An 18,803-nucleotide genomic window follows, 5' to 3' on the forward strand; every position below is an offset into this window, starting at 1 on the left:
TGGAGATACTCACTGATGAATTGGGGGCACGACCCCACAAAATGAAGTCGGTTGCCGCACACTTGATCCATGGCCTATGACACGCATCTGGCGGACCGCGTTCGGGAACTCATGGGTCCAGAGGCGGGCGTCTCGGAAAAGCGGATGTTCGGTGGTCTGGCCTTCCTGATCGACGGTCACATGGCCGTGGCGGTCAGCGGGCAAGGCGGGCTGATGGTCCGGGTCGACCCGGCCCAATCGAAAACTCTGCTCGGCCGCGCCCACGTGTCGCCGATGGTGATGCGCGGGAAGGAGCTTGCCGGGTGGATCCGGGTGGCCACGGACGGCGTCAAGACCAGAAAGCAACTCCAGACGTGGGTGGACCGCGGCGTCGCGCGAGCGCGGCTGGCGTAGCCGGCGGTCAGGGCGCCTGGCGCCACCATGCGATGACGTACAGCGACATCGCGGTCACCAACCCGGCGACCACCCAGAGAACAACCGAGTAGTCCACCCAGGAACCGAACGGTGGCGACCCCGGAAAAATGTTTCGCAGAGGGAGCACCGCGAACAGCATCACCGCGAACCACGTGACCATCGGCGGCTGAAAAGCCTTGCGCCGCCGCACGGTCTGGATCGACACGAACAGGGCACACACGGGGAGGACGATCAGTACCGCACAGAGCGCGAGATCGAAGACGAGCGATCCGGCCGTCCGGTCCGCGTAGATCGTGAACGCTTGTCCCCCACCGGCATCCTGATCATCGGACGTCACGTCCCAGCCTGTCAGTGAGTCGGTCACCACCACATCTGTCGGCAACGGGAACGAGACGGTGCCGGCCTCCGGCGACGACGCCTGGCTGAAGGCGCGCACCACCACGTTGTCGGACTGATATTCGTCGAAAGGCCACTCGCGGATGTCGCCGTTCGCATAGAGCTTGACCGGCAGCGGTCCCACCCTGGTCCCACTGTTGAACACCAGCCGCCCATCTGCGGCGATGGGTGAGACATCCACCACCAGTTCGTTCTTCAGATATCCGTTGTCACCCACCAGGTTTTTACCCGGATACACCGAGACATTCGCCGCGATGGAGAAATCACTCCCGCTGACGGCGTCGATGTCGAGGTAGACCAGCACGCTGTTGTCGGCGGCCACCCGGCCGTCCTCTCCGGAGTCGCCGTCACCGGACGCATAACCGAGGAGAACCGCCACGTAGACCACCACGACGCCCAGCACGATCAGCAGACCACGCCACCACGGACCTCGTTTGACAGTCTCCCGACCGTCCGCCGACACGTTGTCCACCTTTGACGCCACCCGTGGCCTCCCGCCCTCGATACACCGCTTCACGATGCCGACGGATCGGCCTCGGCTCGAAGTGAGTGTATCGGCCGAGGCGGGTCAACCTGCGGCTTCGCTCAGGATCGCTCCGTGCGACAACGGCCGGCTCTGCTGCAGCCGGCCGAAGTCGAGCTTGACCAGCTGGTCTGCGACGTCGAAGTAGCGGTCGTCATGGGTGATCACCACAACCGTCTTCCCGGCCCTCTTGAGGTCGGCGAGGATGTTGCGGTAGAACACTTCTCGGAACTGCGGTTCCTGATCAGCGGCCCATTCGTCGAACACGTATATCGGCCGGTCCTCGAGAAGTGCGGTCACCAACGTGAGCCGTTTACGTTGCCCCTGCGACAACGCAAGCGTGGACAATCGGCCGTCGTGGACCGACACCTTGTGCGAAATCTGCATCTGGTCGAGGTAGCGCCGCACTTCGTCGTCGATGCCGGGCCGCCGGAACCCGAGGTAGTCCTCGAAGAGGTGGAAGTCGGTGAAGACCGCTGATGCATTCTGCCGGAACCACTCGACGTTGCCGTGGGTGATCAGCTCACCGTTGAGCGTGAGCCTGCCGGAGTGCGGGGCATAGAGCCCCGTGATCAGTTTCGCCAGCGTCGATTTCCCACTGCCGTTGCCGCCCACGATGAAGGTGACCTGGCCGGGGTCGAGCACCAGATCGATGGGTCCGAGATGGAAGCCCGCCGCCGGGGGGCGGCCGGGTGGGGTGCGCCAGGCGGTGGCGGCGGACCGGCCATCTGTTCCCCGCGATAGGTGTAGCCGATCCCCGACAGTTCGAGCCGCGCATGCTTGGCCAGCGGCCGGTCGGTGAACGGGAGACTCGACTCGTCGTGCATCGACGACATCGACAGGTCCATCTCTTGGATCTTCTTCAGGGCCACATCGCCGCGCAACAGGTCGGGGATCAGATGCATGATGTTCTGCATCGGCATGGCGAGGAACGTGGTGATGAGGACGTACCCGACCATCACCTCGCGCGGCAGTTCGAGGATGACCGCCAGTCCGAACAGGATGAACGCCATGGTGCCGAGTTGACACAGCTGTCCGAATCCCTGGGCCACGGAGAACTTGGTGCCGGCTTCGACGTTCCTGGCACGCAACGCTTCCGCGGTCCCCAGGAGGTGACGGTCCATGAAGTCACGTCGACGGCCCCGGTGCAGTTTCAGCTCCTTGATACCGAGCGTCACCGATTGGAATGATCTGAGCAGGTCGTCCTCGTTCTCGCGGGCATTCCGGTAGATCTTGCGGACACGCTTGAGCACGGTTTCCACGCAGGCGATGGCGGCAAGGGTGGAGCCGACGGTGATGGCGAAGATGACTCCCGACACCACCGACAGGTACACCAGACAACCCACGATGGTCGCGGCGTCGATGCAGATGCTCGGGATCGCCGACACTGCCTGCGACAACGCACGTACGTCCTCGGTGAGCGTTGCCATCAACCTGTGCATGCCAAGACGTTCGAGATGCTCGAGGGGCGCCGACACCACGCCGGTGCTGAGCTTGGCCCGCAAACGGTAGATCGCGTTCTGCGCCAGATGGATCAGCAGGATCTGGGACAGCAGACCGGTGACCAGGACGACGGTGGCGGTGAGCAAGAACAGCTCGACGGTATGACCGGGATGCTTGTCCGGCGAGATGATGCTGTTGATCTGGGTGACCAGGTACGCGTTGGCTGCACCACCGATCAGGCCGGCCAATACGGCAATCGCGATGCCCTTCCACGACACCGACACGAGAAAGCGGATGAGTTGCATGGTGATTGCCTGCTACTTCCGGACGATGTCGAAGAGAAGGCCTTCGAGCGTGACCCCGGGGGCAAAAGAGAAGGCGATGCCCGTGCTGACCTTGTTGTCGTCGGAGGTTCGCTTGGCCATCTGCTCGAGAACGAAGATGAGCGAGACGCTGAGCATGTTTCCGTAGCGCGCCAGGATGTCCCAGCTCGCTTTGGCACAGGCCGGGTCGAGGCCGAGGGAATGCGCCGATTCATCGATGATCTTCGGTCCGCCGGGGTGGATTGCCCACAGGTCGATGTCGGACTTACCGAGTCCGTGGGACCGGAGAATCGCGCTGATCACCGGATCGACACCCCGATAGATGTAACCCGGGAGATCCTCGGCCAGTTCGCAGGTGATCCCGTTGTGGTTGACGCCCAACACGATTCCGTCCTCGGCGCCGTCCAGCAGGTGGCTGAACGTCTCGCGGATGACGATGTTCCCGGCCGGGATCGGGTGGCGGACCTCGCTGGCACCGACCACCACCGCGCCGCAGCCATCGCCGAACAGACTGTGGGTGATGACCTCGTTGATGTCGTCGGCGAATACGGCGTTGACCGACGAGATCTCCAGGCAGATGACAAGGGCCTTCTTGTCAGGATTGGCTCGCACGTAGTCCGTCGCCATCCGGATACCGTTCATCGCTGCAGCGCAGCCCATGAAGTTGACCACCACACGACTGGTCGTGCGGGGCAGGCCCAGTTCCTTGATCACAGCCACATCCACCCCGGGAGCGATGAATCCGGTGCTCGTGACGAATACCAAGAGGCCGACCTGGACCTCACCGGGAACGGCACCGAGCGCACGACGCGCGACGTCGACTGCCAACGGCGCGGCGTGTTCGAGGTACAAGCTCATGCGCTCGCGGATGGTCGCGCGTTTCTGACTGAAGGCCCTGAACTCGGGATCGGTCGGGTTGATTGCCAGGTGTCGCTCGTTGATCCGCGTCTTGTCGTACACCCGCCAGATGCGCTCGCGCTGCTTCGGATCGTCGAACAGTGCGGCGACCTCATCGGCGGCTTCGCGCTGGGTGAAGACCTGGTCGGGTGCGCCGGTGGCGATTCCTTCGATGACCGCAACCGTGGTCGGCGGAGCAGGCGGAAATGTCGGCCGGGCCACCGGGTGGCGGCCCACATAGGTGGAGTGTGGTCCGGTGAGCGGGTGCTCTGGGATGACGGTCATGGGAGTTCCTTTCAGGTGCAATGATGTTGTGATGCAATATGTTCGGGTTCAAACCGTTCCGAGGCCGGTGAATCCCTTGATGGTGTAGTCGGCACAGGTCTTGAGCGCCGCAGGTGAGAAGTGTTCGCGGAAGAACCCCCAGCCGTGTTCTTGGGCCGGCCGCGACCGCGATCCCAGGTAGACACGGCACTGTTTGGGCAATCGGTCGGTGACGAAGCTCTTGGCGGGCAGCCACTCGACCCCGAACGCCGCGGACTCCTCGCGCACCACGTCCTCGGTGGCGATGTTGGCGAAACCGCTGCGCTGGAACGGGAGTACGTGGTGGACGCGGTGCGAGCTCAGGCCGGCAGACAGGAAGCAGTCGATGTAACGGTTGCCGACGATTTTCAAGTCGTAGGCCTTCTCGAGCTGATCCACCGCCCAGTCGTCGGTGTCGATGTCGGGATGTTCGTGTGCGTCGGTGTCGAAATCATGGCTGGCGACGATGAGGAATGTGCTGAACCACAGTGTTGCGACGAACTGCAGAACCCAGGCCCACACATCACCCATCGCGATGAAGACCACGAGTTCGGAGATCAACAGAGCCCTGACACCGAAGGCACCGATGAAGTGGGGCAGGCCGCCCTTCCACGACCCATACATGTCGGCGATGCCGACCTGCCGGGTGAGTTTGCAGATTTCCAGCAACCGAACCACCATGCCCGTCGCGGTATGGCCGAACTTGTGGACGGTGTGGATGGGCACCCGGAACCACCTGGGCAGATCCATCATGAAGGTGAAGACGTTCTTCTTGATGTCCACTTCGCTCTGCGTGTGCGGATGATGTAGCAGTGCATGGCCATCCGCGGTGACAAACGACAGCGCGACGTAGTTGACGTCGAAGGCGCTGACAAACGCCTTTGTCAGCCCTTTCTGGGGACGATGGATCGCATAGTGTCCGTAGCCGGCGATGCCGCAGCGCAGCACCACCATTGCAATCACGAAGGCGGGCAACGGCATCCAGCTGGCATCGAACAGCCGGAGTGCCTGTACCGCGAAGTAGGCGACCACCAGGCCGATCACCACAACGTTGAACACCGTGTCCATCCGCTTCAGACGGGCGGCCAGCTCGGGTTCCTTGAGCCTGGCCTTGATCCTGTGGAGGAGATCGTTCTTGTCGTCGAAGCGAAAGTGCGGGGTGTCGCGCCAGCTGTCGAAGTTCTCCTTGAAGAGGAAGTCGGGGGCATTGGCCTTCGGGTGGATGTCCTCGACGACGGCGTCACGATCCAGCGCATACTTCTGGAGCATCCGCTCGATCTTCTCCGGATCACGGTGGTACGAACCGATGATGGAGGTGATGTCACGGTTCTTGGTACGTCCGATGAAGAACTCGCCACCGGGATGCTTGGAGATCCAGTCGGTCAGGTCGTAGGCGCGCCCTCGATAGACCCAGACGTTCGCGAGCCGAGGCCCGCCGTCGGGACCGGGCATCCTGCCGAGATCATGATCCTCCGCCGGCTGGTCGAGGTCGGTGGCCTCATCCCCGACATGGGTGTCAGTCATGCGCTGTCCTTCGTGTGTCACACCGTCCGTTTGGGGACGGCCTCTGCCTCAGTCGGGGATAGGAGGCAGGGCCATGCCGGAATGTTCCCGAGCCGTGCACCGACGTGAATTCAAATGACCGACTTCCGGGGTCGCCGGCGGTCCACTAGCGTCCGTCACCATGCCGAATCAACCCAGCCCAGCGCGGACCGTCCGTTCGCGAACCACCCTCGTCGCGGCCGCCGCCGCCCTGTCGCTCTCTGCCGTGTTGCTCACCGCATGCGGTGGTGGGTCGAACTCCGATCCCACTACTACACAGTCGATTCCGCCCGTTTTGGAGAGTTCACGGGAGGCCCCGCCGTCGGTGGCGGTGTCCGATCCCACCGCGGTCGTCGAGCAGAGTTCTCAGACGACACGAATGATGAACTCGGTACACATCGTGCTGGATGTCAGCGATTCGATCGACAGTCTGCCGATCCAGAATCTGAACGGCGACGTGACCAACCGCCCCGCTGTCGCAGCGCAGGGTGACGGCGAGTTCCGGATCAACAACAACCTGTCGCAGTCGGAGTTCATCGTCTCCGAGGGCAACCTCTACACCAAGGGTGACGGCGGCACCGAGTACACGAACATGGGACCGGCGAACCGTATCTACGACCCCGCGGTGATCCTCGACAAAGACCTCGGGTTGGCGAATGTGATTGCCAAGGTGCAGGATCCGACCTCTGCCGGCACCGAGGAGATCAACGGAGTCAAGGCAATCAAGGTGGAGGGCACCATTGCCAGTGCCGAGCTCAAGCCGATCCTCCCCGAGATCGACAAGACACAACCCACCCTGCCGATCACCCTGTGGGTGGCCGCCGAGGCGCCGTACAACCTCGTCCAGGCGACCATCACCGTCGATGACGGAAAGGTGGACATCATCACCTCTGATTGGCAGAAGCCGTTCACCATCGCCAGCCCACAGCAGTGACGAGTGGTGAGATGACCGCGCCCACACGGACCGAGCTGCAGGTGTGGGTCGACGGTGTGCCCCGCTCGGTACGACCGGCCCCGCAGCTGGCCATCGGCCGGGTACCCGAATGCGACATCACCGTCGACCATCCGCTCATCTCTCGGCGCCACGCGATGGTGAGCTGGCAGGGCGGCTGGATCGTGACCGACGAGGGCAGCACCAACGGTCTCTATCTCGACGGCCGGCGTGTGCAATCCGTGCCGGTGGGCCGTGGTCAGCAGATTCGCCTCGGTGACCCCCACAACGGCCCGCTCCTCCAGATCCGGGTGGTCGAGAGCATCGCGCCCGCGAATATGCCGCACCTGCAGGCCATTGCGCAGAACCAGTCGCCGCCACCGCAGCGCGAGGCCATGGACATCGCCCGTGGTTCCACGGTTCGCATCGGGCGCACACCCGACAACGACATCGTGGTCAGCGATGTGCTCGCCTCGCGTCGTCACGCCCAGATGATCAGCGGACCTCAGGGGCTGCTGATCGAAGACCTACGCAGTGTCAACGGGACCTACGTCAATGGTCGCCGCGTGATGCGACACCAGCTGACCGACGGCGACGTGGTGACCATCGGCAACAGCGACTTCGTGGTCACCGAGGGCAAACTCGTCCGCGGGCAGGACCAGTCGGTGGTCGCCGGCGGTGTCCACGTCAGCTCGGTCAGCCTCACGGTCGACCGCAAACAACTCATCAGCGACATCGAGTTCAGCGCTGCGCCAGGTACTCTCACCGCAATCATCGGACCGTCGGGCGCCGGGAAGTCCACCGTCTCCCGAATAGTGTCCGGTGCCGGACATCCCACCGCCGGCCAGGTCACCTTCGAAGGTCGGAGCGTCCACGAGGAGTACGAAGCCCTGCGAACGCGCATCGGCATGGTCCCGCAGGACGACGTGCTGCACGGACGACTGACCCTGCGCCAGGCCCTGCGCTACGCCGCGCAGTTGCGACTGCCACCGGACATGTCCCGTGCCGACCGCGACGCCGTGATCGACGGGGTGCTCGCCGAGTTGCAACTGACCGAGCACACCGGCACCCGCATCGACAAACTGTCAGGGGGACAACGTAAACGGGCATCGGTGGCGATGGAGCTGCTGACCGGTCCTGCGCTTCTCATCCTCGACGAACCGACCTCTGGCCTCGACCCGGCGCTCGACCGCCAGGTGATGCAGACCTTGCGCCGACTCGCCGACGCAGGCCGGGTTGTCATAGTGGTCACCCACTCCGTGGCGCATCTTTCGATCTGCGATCAGGTCCTGCTGTTGGCCCCCGGCGGTAAGACAGCATTCTGTGGTCCGCCGGAGTCGGTGAATGCCGCGATGGGGACCGGTGATTGGGCGGAGATATTCGCGTATGTCGCGGCACGACCCGATGAAGCGGCGACCCGATACCGGTCGACGGCGCTGCGCCGCCGACCACCGCAACCCCCACCGCCATCAACGCCGCGGCCACGACCCCGCCAGACCAGCGCCTTCCGGCAGGTCAGTACGATCGCACGTCGTCAGATACGCCTGATCTTCGCCGACAGAGGCTATCTGATGTTCCTGATCTTGCTTCCCGTTGTCCTGGGGGCACTCACCCTGGTGATCCCGGGGTCGGCAGGTTTCGGTCTGAACGCTCCCGGCACCACCGAGACACTGCAGATCCTGGTGGTGCTGTCGATCGGCGCCACATTCATGGGCTCGGCGCTCACGGTGCGCGACCTCGTCGGCGAGCGGTCCATCTTCGAGCGAGAACGTGCCGTCGGCTTACGGCCAGGTGCGTACCTCACCGCCAAGGTGATCGTGTTCGCCTTCGCCGCCATCGCACAGACGGTGATCATGCTCGTCATCACCTATGCCGGTCGGGGCACACCGGGCAAGGGCGTATACCTGCCTGGTGCAATCGAACTCGGCATCGACCTCGCACTGCTCACCTGCATCGGGGCGCTCATCGGCCTGGCGATCTCGGCGACGGTCCGCACCCCGGAACAGACGATGCCGCCGCTTGTGGTGGTGGTGATGGTGCAGTTGGTCTTCTGCGGCGGGCTCTTCGCCCTCCACGATCGGATGGGCCTCGAGCAGCTTGCCTGGCTTGTCCCCGCCCGGTGGGGTTTTGCCGCCGCGGCGTCCACCGTGGAGGTCCAATGGACGACCCCTGGTGCCGCCACCGAGGACGAACCGATGTGGAAACACGATATGGCAACCCTCGGCCTGAGTTACGGCGTCCTCGGGGTCATCGCGCTGCTGCTACTGGTGTTCATCTACAGCCGTCTGCGACTCAAGCGATCAGCCTGAAGCCACGACCCGTCGCTCCGGGATGCGGTCGCGATAAGGTGCAGAAAGCCGTGGCCCAGTGGAGGGTCCGCGAATCGCAGACGATTGGTGGGGTTGTTCATGGGAGTTGTCCGACACAGTTCCGAGGTGAAGGCGACGCGAGAACGAGCCTTTGCCTATGTCAACGACCACCGGCACGTCCCGGATTGGATGTTCGGTGTCAAGAAGTTCGAACCGGTGTCGGAGACCATCTACGGGCTCGGAGCCACGTTCGACGTCGTCATGAACGTCGGCCCCAAGGCCCTCAAGGCCACCCTCGAGGTCACCGAGTTCGTGGAGAACGAGATCGTTCGCCTGGAGTCGATCAATGGCTTCTCCGCCGCCACAGTGTGGCGTTTCGAGGACTCCGGTGCCGGCACGGCCGTCGAGGCGGAGCTGTCGTACGACCTCCCTGGGGGCATCGCCGGTCGCGCTCTGGGCGCGATCATCGAGCCCGTCGTGGGACAGGCTGTACGCCACACCGACTCAGCGTTGCGGTCCCAGTTGGACAAGCCCGCCTGACGAAAGGGCGGGCTTGTCGCCTGGGTCCACGTCAGGTCAAGGGATGATGTTGACCATTCGGCCGGGCACCACGATCACCTTGCGCGGCTCGCCGTCGAGCAACGGCGCGATCTTCTCATCTGCCAATGCCGTTGCCCGCAGCGTGGCTTCGTCTGCGTCGGCGGCCACCGTCATCCGGCTGCGGACCTTGCCCTTGACCTGGATCGGGATCTCAATGGTGTCTTCGACCAGCCACTGCGGATCCGGGGTCGGGAACGGCCCGTGGGCCAGCGATCCCTTGCCGCCCAGCCTGCCCCACAGCTCTTCGGCGATATGCGGCGCGACCGGTGCGAGCATCAACACCAACGGTGATACGGCCTCTCGCGGAGCACCTTTCGGATACTGCTTGGTGAGGTGGTTGGTGAGCTCGATCAGCTTGGCCACCGCGGTGTTGTCGCGCAGGTTCGCGTAGTCCTCCCGAACGCCCTCGATGGTCTTGTTGAGCAGACGATTGGTTTCATCCGCCAGCGGTTCTTCGGTGACCCGCATGTCGCCGGTTGCCTCATCGACCACCAGGCGCCACGCCCTTTGAAGGAATCGTTGGGCGCCCACCACGTCTTTGGTCGCCCAGGCGCGGGAGGTGTCGAGCGGACCCATCGACATCTCGTAAACACGCAGGGTGTCGGCGCCGTACTCGCGGCAGATGTCATCGGGCGCAACGGAATTCTTGAGCGACTTGCCCATTTTCCCGTACTCGCGGTTGACTTCCTGACCCTGGTAGAAGAACTTGCCACCTTCTTCGGTGACCTCCTCGGCCGGGACGTAGATGCCCCGCGAATCGGTGAACGCGTACGCCTGGATCATTCCCTGGTTGTAGAGACGGCGGTACGGTTCTGCCGAGGTGACATGTCCGAGGTCGAACAGCACCTTGTGCCAGAAGCGTGAGTACAGCAGGTGCAGCACGGCGTGCTCCACGCCGCCGACGTAGAGGTCGAGGCCACCGGGGTCCTGCGGTCCGTGCAACTCGGGACGCGGGCCCATCCAGTAGGCCTCGTTCTCCTTGGCGCACAACTCTTCCGAGTTCTCCGGATCGATGTAGCGCAACTGATACCAGGAGCTGCCCGCCCACTGCGGCATCACGTTGGTGTCCCGTGTGTAGTCCTTGAGACCATCCCCGAGATCGAGTTCGACATGCACCCAATCGGTGGCCTTGGCCAGCGGCGGCGACGGCTCACTGTCAGCATCGTCAGGATCGAAAGAGACTGGCGCATAATCGATCACGTCGGGCAGCTCGACCGGCAACATCGAATCCGGGATCGAATGCGGTGCGCCGTTCTCGTCGTAGACGATGGGGAAGGGCTCGCCCCAGTAGCGCTGCCGGGCGAACAGCCAATCGCGCAGTTTGTACTGGATCGTCCCGCTGCCGGCACCATCGGACTCGAGCCGCTCGATGATCGCCGCCTTGGCGTCCTCCACCGTCATCCCGTCGAGGAATCCGGAGTTCACCAGCGTTCCGTCACCCGTGTACGCCTGCTCGGCGACACCTTGTTCCGAACCGATAACCTCGATGATCTCCAGACCGAACGACGTCGCGAACTCGTGGTCGCGGGGGTCGTGGGCCGGCACCGCCATGATGGCGCCGGTGCCGTAACCGATGAGCACGTAGTCGGCGATGAAGATCGGGATCTGTTGTCCGTTGACCGGATTCGTCGCGTAGCTGCCGGTGAAGACACCGGTCTTCTCTTTGTTCTCCTGGCGCTCCAGGTCGGATTTGGCCGCGATGGTCTCCCGGTACTTCGCGATCGCGGCTGCGGGAGTCGGGGCACCGAAGGTCCACAGCGAGTTGACGTCTGCAGGCCAGGCAGCAGTGGTGAGCTCGTCGACCAGCTTGTGTTCGGGCGCGAGCACCATGTACGTGGCTCCGAAAAGCGTGTCGGGCCGGGTGGTGAACACCTCGATCTCGTGATCGGTGCCGGGCACACCGAACGACACCTGAGCACCGCGCGAACGGCCGATCCAGTTGCGCTGCATGGTCTTGACCTTCTCGGGCCAGTCCAGCAGCTCGAGGTCGTCGAGGAGGCGATCGCTGTAGGCGGTGATGCGCATCATCCACTGGCGCAGGCGTTTACGGAAGACCGGGAAGTTGCCGCGGTCGCTGCGACCGTCCGCGGTGACCTCTTCGTTCGCGAGCACAGTTCCCAGCCCGGGACACCAGTTGACGAGTGAATCGCTCTGGTAGACCAGCCGGTACTCGTCGATCACGTCGTTGCGGGCGGCCTGGTCCAGCTCCGACCAGGTGCGGCCGTCCGCCAGGGTGCGGGCGCCCGATTCCAGCTCGGCGATCAGTTCGGGGATACGCCGCGCCTTACCCTGCTCTGCGTCGTACCAGGCGCCGTAGATCTGCAAGAAGATCCACTGCGTCCAGTGGTAGAACTCTACGTCGGTGGTGGCCACACGGCGCCGCTCGTCGTGACCGAGGCCCAGCCGGCGGATCTGCTCGAGGTACCGCTCGATGTTGGCCTCGGTGGTGGTGCGCGGATGCGTGCCGGTCTGCACGGCGTACTGCTCTGCGGGCAATCCGAAGGAGTCGAAGCCCATCGTGTGTAGGACGTTGTAGCCGTTCATCCGGTGATAGCGCGCGTACACATCGGTGGCGATGAAGCCCAGCGGGTGACCGACGTGCAGCCCCGAACCCGACGGGTACGGGAACATGTCCTGGACGAACAGCTTGGCGTCCGGTCCGCTGAACGACGAGAGGTCGCCGGCCAGTTCACCGGTCGGATTGGGGGCCTCGAAGGTACGGCCTTCGGTCCAATTCCGCTGCCAGCGCTCCTCGATCTGCCCGGCCAGGTCCGCGGTATAGCGGTGCTGCAGGGTGTCGTCAGGGCCAGGGGTCGTCGAACCAGTCACTTGACCAGCGTAAAGCGTTGCTCGCAGCCGCCGTACGCAGGCCTTCCGACGGGCGATTTGCACAGCAATCGTATGGTGGTGGGGTGACCATCACCGCCTTCATCCTCGCCGCTATCACGCTGGTGCTGGCGCTGATCTTCCTCACGGTGGGTGCCCTCGGCACCACTCGCAAGCTGCCTCGCAACCGGTGGTTCGGTGTCCGGTCAGCAGAGACCATGCGCAATGACGACGCGTTTGTCGTCGCGAACCGCGTGGCCGGCCCGGGGTTGATCTGCGCCGGCGCCATCCTCGCGATGGGTGCCATCCTCGCCTTCGCGCTCGGCGGCGGAGCGGGTGTCCTCCTCGCGTTCGCCGCGATCGTGGTGGGTGTGGTCATCGCCGGCGTCATCGGGTCGTTCGGCATCCGCGCGGCGACCACCGTCGAAGAGCCGGCGTCGGACTGTGGCCAGAGCGGTGGCTGCGCCAGCTGCTCACTGCAGAAGGTGTGCACCAACTAGCCACCGGCGCAAACTGTCAGCAGCATCGCGCCCAAGTCAGGGTGCTGGTATCGACACCGGGATGCTCAGGAAGCTCGGGGCATTCGGATCGAGCTGGATGTGTTCCGGTTTGAGCTCCGACTCGTTCAGCAGCGGCCGAAGCGGCAGCCCCTTCGGGAAGTTCATGGCGAACACGTCCACCCGTAGCCGGTGGCCGGGTTTGATCAACGCGTCCGTCGCGAGCAGACCCACGTCGAGCTGGACTGCCTTGCCCGGCTGCACCGGTTGCCGGGTTTCCAGCGTCAACGTGTTGACCGGGTCCACCACGTCGCCGTTGGGTGCGTAACCCGTCTTGTCCGCGTCGAGGGCACGCAGGGACGCCATCACCTGGCCCGACGTCAGGACGGTCGACGTGCCGTCAGGCGCGACATCGTTGAGCGTTGCCGTCCAGTACCCATCGGTTGCGTCCATCACCGTGTTGAGGTGCAGGTTCACCGGCCCGCTGATGGTTGTCGGAACCTGGACCGGCGCACTGGTGAACGCCAGGGCCGTGGACTCCGAGATCCGCGCGTCGTCGGCACAGAACGGGAAGATTCCCACCAAGCCCGCGGTCTGCTGGGCCGCATCGCGGGAACACAGGGTGGCCAGGCCGGGGGCAACGGTCATCCGGCCCCGACTCGGTGAGGGCTCCGTCGACAGCGAGCCGTCGCGGACGGCGTGCGGCGCGGTACCGCTCGAGCGGTCGGACAGGTACATCCGCTGGTAGTTCATCCCCGGGCGCGGGAAGTCCGACGCCGTGGTCCAGCCGTTGCCCAACTGGTACAGCGTGGCAGGCCCGTAGTTCTCGATGCCGTTGTCGATGCCCTTGAGCCACTTGTCGAACCACGCCTTCTGCAGCACGTCGAGCCGCGGTGGGCTGCCGGGATCACCGAAGCCGGCGCCACCGGTGATGTGGTAGGTGGGGCCCATGATCAGCTGCTTCTTGCCGCCGGAGAGCGGGATCTTGTTGTACATCCGCCACTCGCTGTTGGTGAACAGGTCGAACCAGCCGCCGTAGAGCATCGTCGGCACCTCGATGTTCTCGGCAAGGTCACGCCAGCCCACGCGTTCGGCGGACGCGCTGTCGAGCAGGTTCATCGTGCGCGGCGGGATCGACTCGATGGTCGGCGACAAGAGCGCATCGAACAGCTGCGGCGCGAACACCGCCGGATCGGTGAGCCTGTCCGACAACCACTTCCAGTCGAAGGAGCCGTTGAGCATCGACTGGACGTCGGGGACGAACTTCAACCCGTTGACCAACGCGAGCCACGCCGGCAGGAAGCCGACGCCGAGGGCGCCGCCCGGCGCCACGATGTCGCGGATGAGGTCGCCGCCCGGCTCCACCGGGAAGATCGCCTTGAGCGGCTCCGGGTTCTTGTTGGCAGCCTGGATCTGGTTGATCCCCGAATAGGAGACACCGCTCATCCCGACGTTGCCGTCCGACCATCCCTGCGCTGCCGCCCAGTTGATCACCTCGACGGTGTCCTTCTGCTCGCGCTCACGGAAGACGTCCCAGACACCCTGGGAGAAGCCGGTTCCGCGCACATCGACCACCACCTGGGTGTAACCGCTGCGGACCAGCTTCTGGTCGACGGAGAAGGTACGGGCGAAGCCACCGCGGATCGTGCCCGCGAAGTCGTTGATGCCATCGATCGGAGTACCCGACAGATTGATCATCCCCGCGAGCTGGTCGGCCAGCGGACCTAGCACCGGGTTCGACAACGCCGCATCGGCCACCGCCGACACCAGCTTGGTGTACGGGGTCATGTTCACGATCACGGGCGTCTTGGTGGCGACGGGGTTCCGGCCGGCATCCGCCGGACGGTAGACGTTGGCCTTGAGGACCGTGCCGTCGCTCATCGTGATCGGCACGTCCCACTGGACGTTGACGTCCGGGTACCGCAGGCCCTGATCGTGTCCGGCAGTCCATTGCTGCCCGTTTACTCCTGCGGTCGGATCAGCTTGCGCCGCAATCGGATTGATCAATCCGGCCATCAGTGCCACCGTGGTGACACCGGCCATCACCGTGACCTTGCCGAAACCGCTTCTCCGAACCCACCCTGACATTGGACCCCTCCAACTCCCCACACCCGGCGACGCTCGTCTTGCGCCGTCACCGATTCCGAATCGAACCGTAACAGTTCGGTGACCCGGCCAGGACGGGTTGTCAGTTTCGTTCGATTTCGATCGGGTGAGTGGACAACAACGGCAGCGGCCACGGCTGACGACGCAGCACCTGTGCCCAGAGATCGACATCCGCGGGCACCAGGACGTCGTCGGCCAGCGACGGCGCGACGATCCAGCTGCCCTGGCGGAGTTCGTCACCCAGTTGCCCGATACCCCAGCCCGCGTATCCGGCGAAGATCCGGACACCGGTCAGCACCGACCCGAGATCATCGGCGTCGGCATCGAGGTCCACCAGCACCACGCGGCCTTCGACGGGACGAAGGGCGGGAAGGTGGTCGATGGGCATACCCGGCTTGACGACGCCGAGACACAGAGCGGAGTCCTGCTTGACCGGCCCGCCGACGAAGATCGCCTTCGGCCGGGCGGCCGTGTCGGTCCATGCCGGCAGAAGATTGTGCACGGCAGTCTGACTCATCCGGTTCAGGACCACCCCGAGCGTGCCCGCGTCATTGTGTTCGATGACGTAGATCACCGTGCGGCGAAACGTGGGCTCGGCGAGATCGGCTGAGGCCATCAGCAGACTGCCGGCAGACACCTGGGCGGTACTCGGTGACACGCGTTCATCATCGCACGCCACCGGCTAGGTGTTTGTACGCTGGACATGGTGAACGTCGAACCCACCACGGCGGCAACCGTGCCGCCCTCCCCCATCGGTGACCAGCGGTTACCTCTGCGGGACTTCATCAGGTCATTTCGTTGTTCACCGGGTCTTTCGCGGTTGCTCGCGGTCCGTCTGGGCAGCCAGTTCACCGACGGCCTCTTCCAGGCCGCCCTGGGCGGCGCGATCCTGTTCAATCCCGAACGGCACGCCGACCCCATGGCCGTCGCCGCCGGAATGGCCGTACTACTTCTCCCCTACTCGGTGATCGGCCCCTTCGCCGGCGCCCTCCTCGACCACTGGGATCGGCGCACCGTGCTCGTGTGGGCGAATGTCCTGCGCGCGGTATTGGTGAGTCTCGTGGCGATCGTGATCGCCACCGGAACCGGCGACACCGGCGTCCTCATCGCCGCCCTGGCGGTGACCGGCGCGAGTCGTTTCGTGGCGTCCGGGCTCTCGGCGGGACTGCCACACGTGGCCGCGCGCGAGCACCTCGTCGGAATGAACTCCTTCTTCACGACCATCGGTGCGGGCGCTCTGGCCGCCGGAGCCGGCGGAGCTCTCGTCCTGCGCGAGATCTTCGGTTCCGACAACACCGGAAGCGCCGCGACCACGATGGGTGCAGTGGTGGTCGCTCTGATCGCCGCCTTCGTAGCCCACCGCTTCGAACCACTTCAGCTCGGACCCGACCACCCCGACATCGTCGGCGGATCGCGGGCACGAAATCCGGCCGGTTCGGCACTACGTGCGGTCGCAGTGGGTCTGGGCCACGGAGCCCGGGCCGTCTGGAAGGTGCCGTCGGTGGCCGCGGCCCTCTCGGCGGTCGGCGCCCACCGGCTGGTCTTCGGGGTCAACACCTTGGTGCTGTTGGTGCTGACCAAACACTCGTCGCTCGGTGGCGGGCTGACCGGCTTCGGCCTGGTGGCCGGGATGATCGCGGTCGGGATGTTCCTGGCCGCGGTGATCACGCCGTTCCTCGTCGCCCGCATCGGCAGAACACGGGCGGTGGTCTCGGCGTTGGCGGTCGGAGCCCTTGCCCAGATCGCTCTCTGCACGTTCAACGGGATCGTCATCTGTGTTGCCGCCGTGGTGCTCGGACTGATCGGCCAGGTCTGCAAGCTGTGCGCCGATGCCGCGATGCAGATGGACGTCGACGACGCCCGTCGCGGGCAGGCATTTTCATTCCAGGACGCGCTCTTCAACTTCGCATTCGTCGGTGCGGTGTTCGTGGCGGCCTTGACGATTGCGGACAACGGCATGTCACCCGATCTGATCATCGCGGGCTCCGTGGTCTACGTGGTGGCGATCTTTGTCGTACGTGTGATCAACAATCGGACATCACCGGAGAAGATCACCATCTGACCAGGAGGCGGCGTGCAGTACGGAATCGTGTTCCCGAAGGGCGCCGGCATGGAGTTCGCCGATTTGGCGGTCGCGGCGGAAGCGGCCGGTTGGGACGCCGTCTTCGGCTGGGAGGCACTATGGGGCAACGACCCCTGGATCTCGCTGACCGCCGCGGCGATGCGCACCGAGCGCATCCGCCTGGGCACGATGCTCACCCCACTACCCCGCCGCAAACCGTGGGATCTGGCGTCCACGACCACCACGCTCGACCGGCTGAGCAACGGCCGCGTGATCCTCGGAGTCGGGATGGGCGCCCTGCATCCCGGGTGGCTGGCCTTCGAGCGCGACCAGGGCCGTAGAACCCGCGCCGAGCTGTTCGACGAGGGGCTCGACGTGCTCTTCGGTCTCTGGGCCGGGCAGCCGTTCGCCTACGACGGCAAGCACTATCAGGTGCAGCCGACGGACTTCGAGCTGCCACTGCCGCCGGTCCAGCAGCCGCGGATCACCACCTGGTGTGTCGGTCTGCAAGGCGCCCGTAAGTCGATGGCCCGGGCGGCCCGGTGCGACGGGCTCCTACCGAACTTCCCTCGTGACCCCGGAATCGAAGGCGTGGTGCCGGTTCCGGTGGAGCGCTGGGCGGATGTGGCCAGGGAGATCCGCGAGTTGCGAGCCGAACTTGGTTTCACGGGAAACTACGACATCGTCTACGAAGGCACTGCCGACCTGTCTGACCCGGCCGCCGAGCGCGAACAGGCAACCGAGCTCGCCGCTGCGGGCATCACCTGGTGGCTCGACTCCGATTGGGAATCCGCCCCTGCCGACCCCATCGCCTATCAACTCGAACGGATCGAGGCCGGCCCACCTAGACCCTGACGCTCAGTCGCGGAACGGGGTCGAATAGACGTAGCGGCTCGTGGGCACGGTGTCGATGTTCTGGTCGGCACCGAAGGCCCCGGTGCTGGCCAGCATCCGGCCCATCCTGTCCGCCAGGTCGTTGTCGTCGGCGGCACCGAAGAAGGCGTGCACATCGCTGACCGCCTCGATCGGGAACAGTTCTTCGACGATGGCGGTGACGGAAGGCGAGGCCGCCGTGAGCGGCCTGACCACCGCGTTCTGTACGTAGCCGAACGTCGACTGGGTCTCGATGGCCACGCTGGTGTGGTCGAGATGCCACCGTCGCAGCCACGTCTGTTCGTCGATGTGTTCTGGCCTACGCAGAAACGCCATGTTCGCCAACCCGGGCGTTCGGGTGCCGGGTTCGACCACAGGCACCGGGAGCGGAATTGATTCGGTGACGAGATAGGCGGCGATGTTTCCGTGATCAGAATTTTGATATTCGCGCTCGAGAGTGTTGATCAATTCCGAGACACCGCGACCGTAGCTTTGCTGTGTCCAAACGCTGATGACGGCCACAATCGGAGGGTCCAGCGTGGTCAGAGTCATGATGGAGTCGGTCACAGGCGAATCCCGGACATTTATGGTGACCCCCGAGAAATCCGCTGTCGCGGTCAATTCCACGACACGTTTTCGCAGTTCAGAGCACCATTTGTCGTCGGGAACGGGGGCACGAACGGACATCATGACTTTTTCCATGCTCGACCTCGACTGCAGACTGTGGCGACAAAGTGGTATTGGACCTGGCATTATTA

16 protein-coding genes are annotated in these 18,803 nt (G+C 64.5%); 7 read left to right on the plus strand and 9 right to left on the minus strand.

The annotated features are described in order from the left end of the window. Window positions 1-69: 69 nt before the first annotated feature. Window positions 70-393: a TfoX/Sxy family protein gene (locus tag MVA47_RS03485; protein ID WP_247206694.1), complete on the plus strand. Its 324-nt coding sequence runs from the start codon at window positions 70-72 to the stop codon at window positions 391-393. Window positions 394-400: 7 nt separating this feature from the next. Here the strand turns inward: MVA47_RS03485 and MVA47_RS03490 are convergent, their stop codons facing one another. The 5 genes from MVA47_RS03490 to MVA47_RS03510 all read right to left on the minus strand — a co-directional run bounded on the left by MVA47_RS03490 (window position 401) and on the right by MVA47_RS03510 (window position 5,823). Then, entirely contained in the window at window positions 401-1,273 is an 873-nt protein-coding gene (locus MVA47_RS03490) for a DUF4436 family protein (protein WP_247206695.1), read from the minus strand. A gap of 105 nt (window positions 1,274-1,378) precedes the next feature. Then, window positions 1,379-1,978, minus strand: a complete 600-nt coding sequence (locus MVA47_RS03495) for an ATP-binding cassette domain-containing protein (protein WP_247206696.1) — start codon at window positions 1,976-1,978, stop codon at window positions 1,379-1,381. After that, the gene (locus MVA47_RS03500; protein WP_247206697.1) at window positions 1,906-3,081 is read right to left on the minus strand and encodes an ABC transporter transmembrane domain-containing protein; all 1,176 of its coding nucleotides are present in this window, start codon (window positions 3,079-3,081) and stop codon (window positions 1,906-1,908) included. Before MVA47_RS03500 ends, MVA47_RS03495 begins: the two co-directional genes overlap by 73 nt. Before the next feature lie 12 nt (window positions 3,082-3,093). After that, the gene (locus MVA47_RS03505) at window positions 3,094-4,281 is read right to left on the minus strand and encodes a type III polyketide synthase (RefSeq protein WP_247206698.1); all 1,188 of its coding nucleotides are present in this window, start codon (window positions 4,279-4,281) and stop codon (window positions 3,094-3,096) included. Between the two features lie 48 nt (window positions 4,282-4,329). Next, window positions 4,330-5,823, minus strand: coding sequence for a cytochrome b5 domain-containing protein (locus MVA47_RS03510; protein WP_374474049.1), 1,494 nt, complete (start codon window positions 5,821-5,823; stop codon window positions 4,330-4,332). A 160-nt stretch (window positions 5,824-5,983) separates the two neighbouring features. Here MVA47_RS03510 and MVA47_RS03515 point away from each other — a divergent pair, with 160 nt between their 5' ends. The 3 genes from MVA47_RS03515 (at window position 5,984) to MVA47_RS03525 (ending at window position 9,621) form a co-directional block, all read left to right on the plus strand. Continuing rightward, window positions 5,984-6,775, plus strand: a complete 792-nt coding sequence (locus MVA47_RS03515; RefSeq protein ID WP_247206699.1) for an LppX_LprAFG lipoprotein — start codon at window positions 5,984-5,986, stop codon at window positions 6,773-6,775. A gap of 11 nt (window positions 6,776-6,786) precedes the next feature. Continuing rightward, entirely contained in the window at window positions 6,787-9,081 is a 2,295-nt protein-coding gene (locus MVA47_RS03520; protein ID WP_247206700.1) for an FHA domain-containing protein, read from the plus strand. Between the two features lie 99 nt (window positions 9,082-9,180). Next, a complete protein-coding gene (locus tag MVA47_RS03525; RefSeq protein WP_062797405.1) occupies window positions 9,181-9,621 on the plus strand; it encodes an SRPBCC family protein in 441 nt (146 codons plus the stop codon). A gap of 36 nt (window positions 9,622-9,657) precedes the next feature. Here MVA47_RS03525 and leuS read toward each other — a convergent pair whose 3' ends face one another. Continuing rightward, window positions 9,658-12,510 carry a leucine--tRNA ligase gene (gene leuS, locus MVA47_RS03530; protein ID WP_247206701.1) on the minus strand — a complete coding sequence of 951 codons (2,853 nt, stop codon included), beginning with the start codon at window positions 12,508-12,510 and terminating at the stop codon, window positions 9,658-9,660. Window positions 12,511-12,593: 83 nt separating this feature from the next. Between leuS and MVA47_RS03535 the strand changes: the two genes are divergently transcribed. Beyond that, window positions 12,594-13,007, plus strand: a complete 414-nt coding sequence (locus tag MVA47_RS03535; protein WP_247206702.1) for an SdpI family protein — start codon at window positions 12,594-12,596, stop codon at window positions 13,005-13,007. Between the two features lie 36 nt (window positions 13,008-13,043). Here MVA47_RS03535 and MVA47_RS03540 read toward each other — a convergent pair whose 3' ends face one another. After that, on the minus strand, window positions 13,044-15,092 hold the full coding sequence (locus MVA47_RS03540; protein WP_374474052.1) for a CocE/NonD family hydrolase: 2,049 nt from the start codon (window positions 15,090-15,092) through the stop codon (window positions 13,044-13,046). 100 nt (window positions 15,093-15,192) lie between these two features. Next, window positions 15,193-15,789, minus strand: coding sequence for a YqgE/AlgH family protein (locus tag MVA47_RS03545; RefSeq protein WP_374474054.1), 597 nt, complete (start codon window positions 15,787-15,789; stop codon window positions 15,193-15,195). A gap of 24 nt (window positions 15,790-15,813) precedes the next feature. Here MVA47_RS03545 and MVA47_RS03550 point away from each other — a divergent pair, with 24 nt between their 5' ends. Together MVA47_RS03550 and MVA47_RS03555 are read left to right on the plus strand one after the other, a co-directional pair. Continuing rightward, window positions 15,814-17,172 (plus strand): MFS transporter, encoded by a 1,359-nt coding sequence (locus MVA47_RS03550; protein ID WP_247206703.1) that lies wholly within the window; start codon window positions 15,814-15,816, stop codon window positions 17,170-17,172. Between the two features lie 48 nt (window positions 17,173-17,220). After that, on the plus strand, window positions 17,221-18,027 hold the full coding sequence (locus MVA47_RS03555) for an LLM class flavin-dependent oxidoreductase (protein ID WP_247210560.1): 807 nt from the start codon (window positions 17,221-17,223) through the stop codon (window positions 18,025-18,027). A gap of 3 nt (window positions 18,028-18,030) precedes the next feature. On the opposite strand, the gene MVA47_RS03560 is transcribed toward MVA47_RS03555, so the two are convergent. Further along, window positions 18,031-18,747, minus strand: coding sequence for a hypothetical protein (locus tag MVA47_RS03560; protein WP_247206704.1), 717 nt, complete (start codon window positions 18,745-18,747; stop codon window positions 18,031-18,033). Between the last annotated feature and the right edge of the window lie 56 nt (window positions 18,748-18,803).

This window comes from Williamsia sp. DF01-3, assembly GCF_023051145.1.
Taxonomy (GTDB): domain Bacteria; phylum Actinomycetota; class Actinomycetes; order Mycobacteriales; family Mycobacteriaceae; genus Williamsia.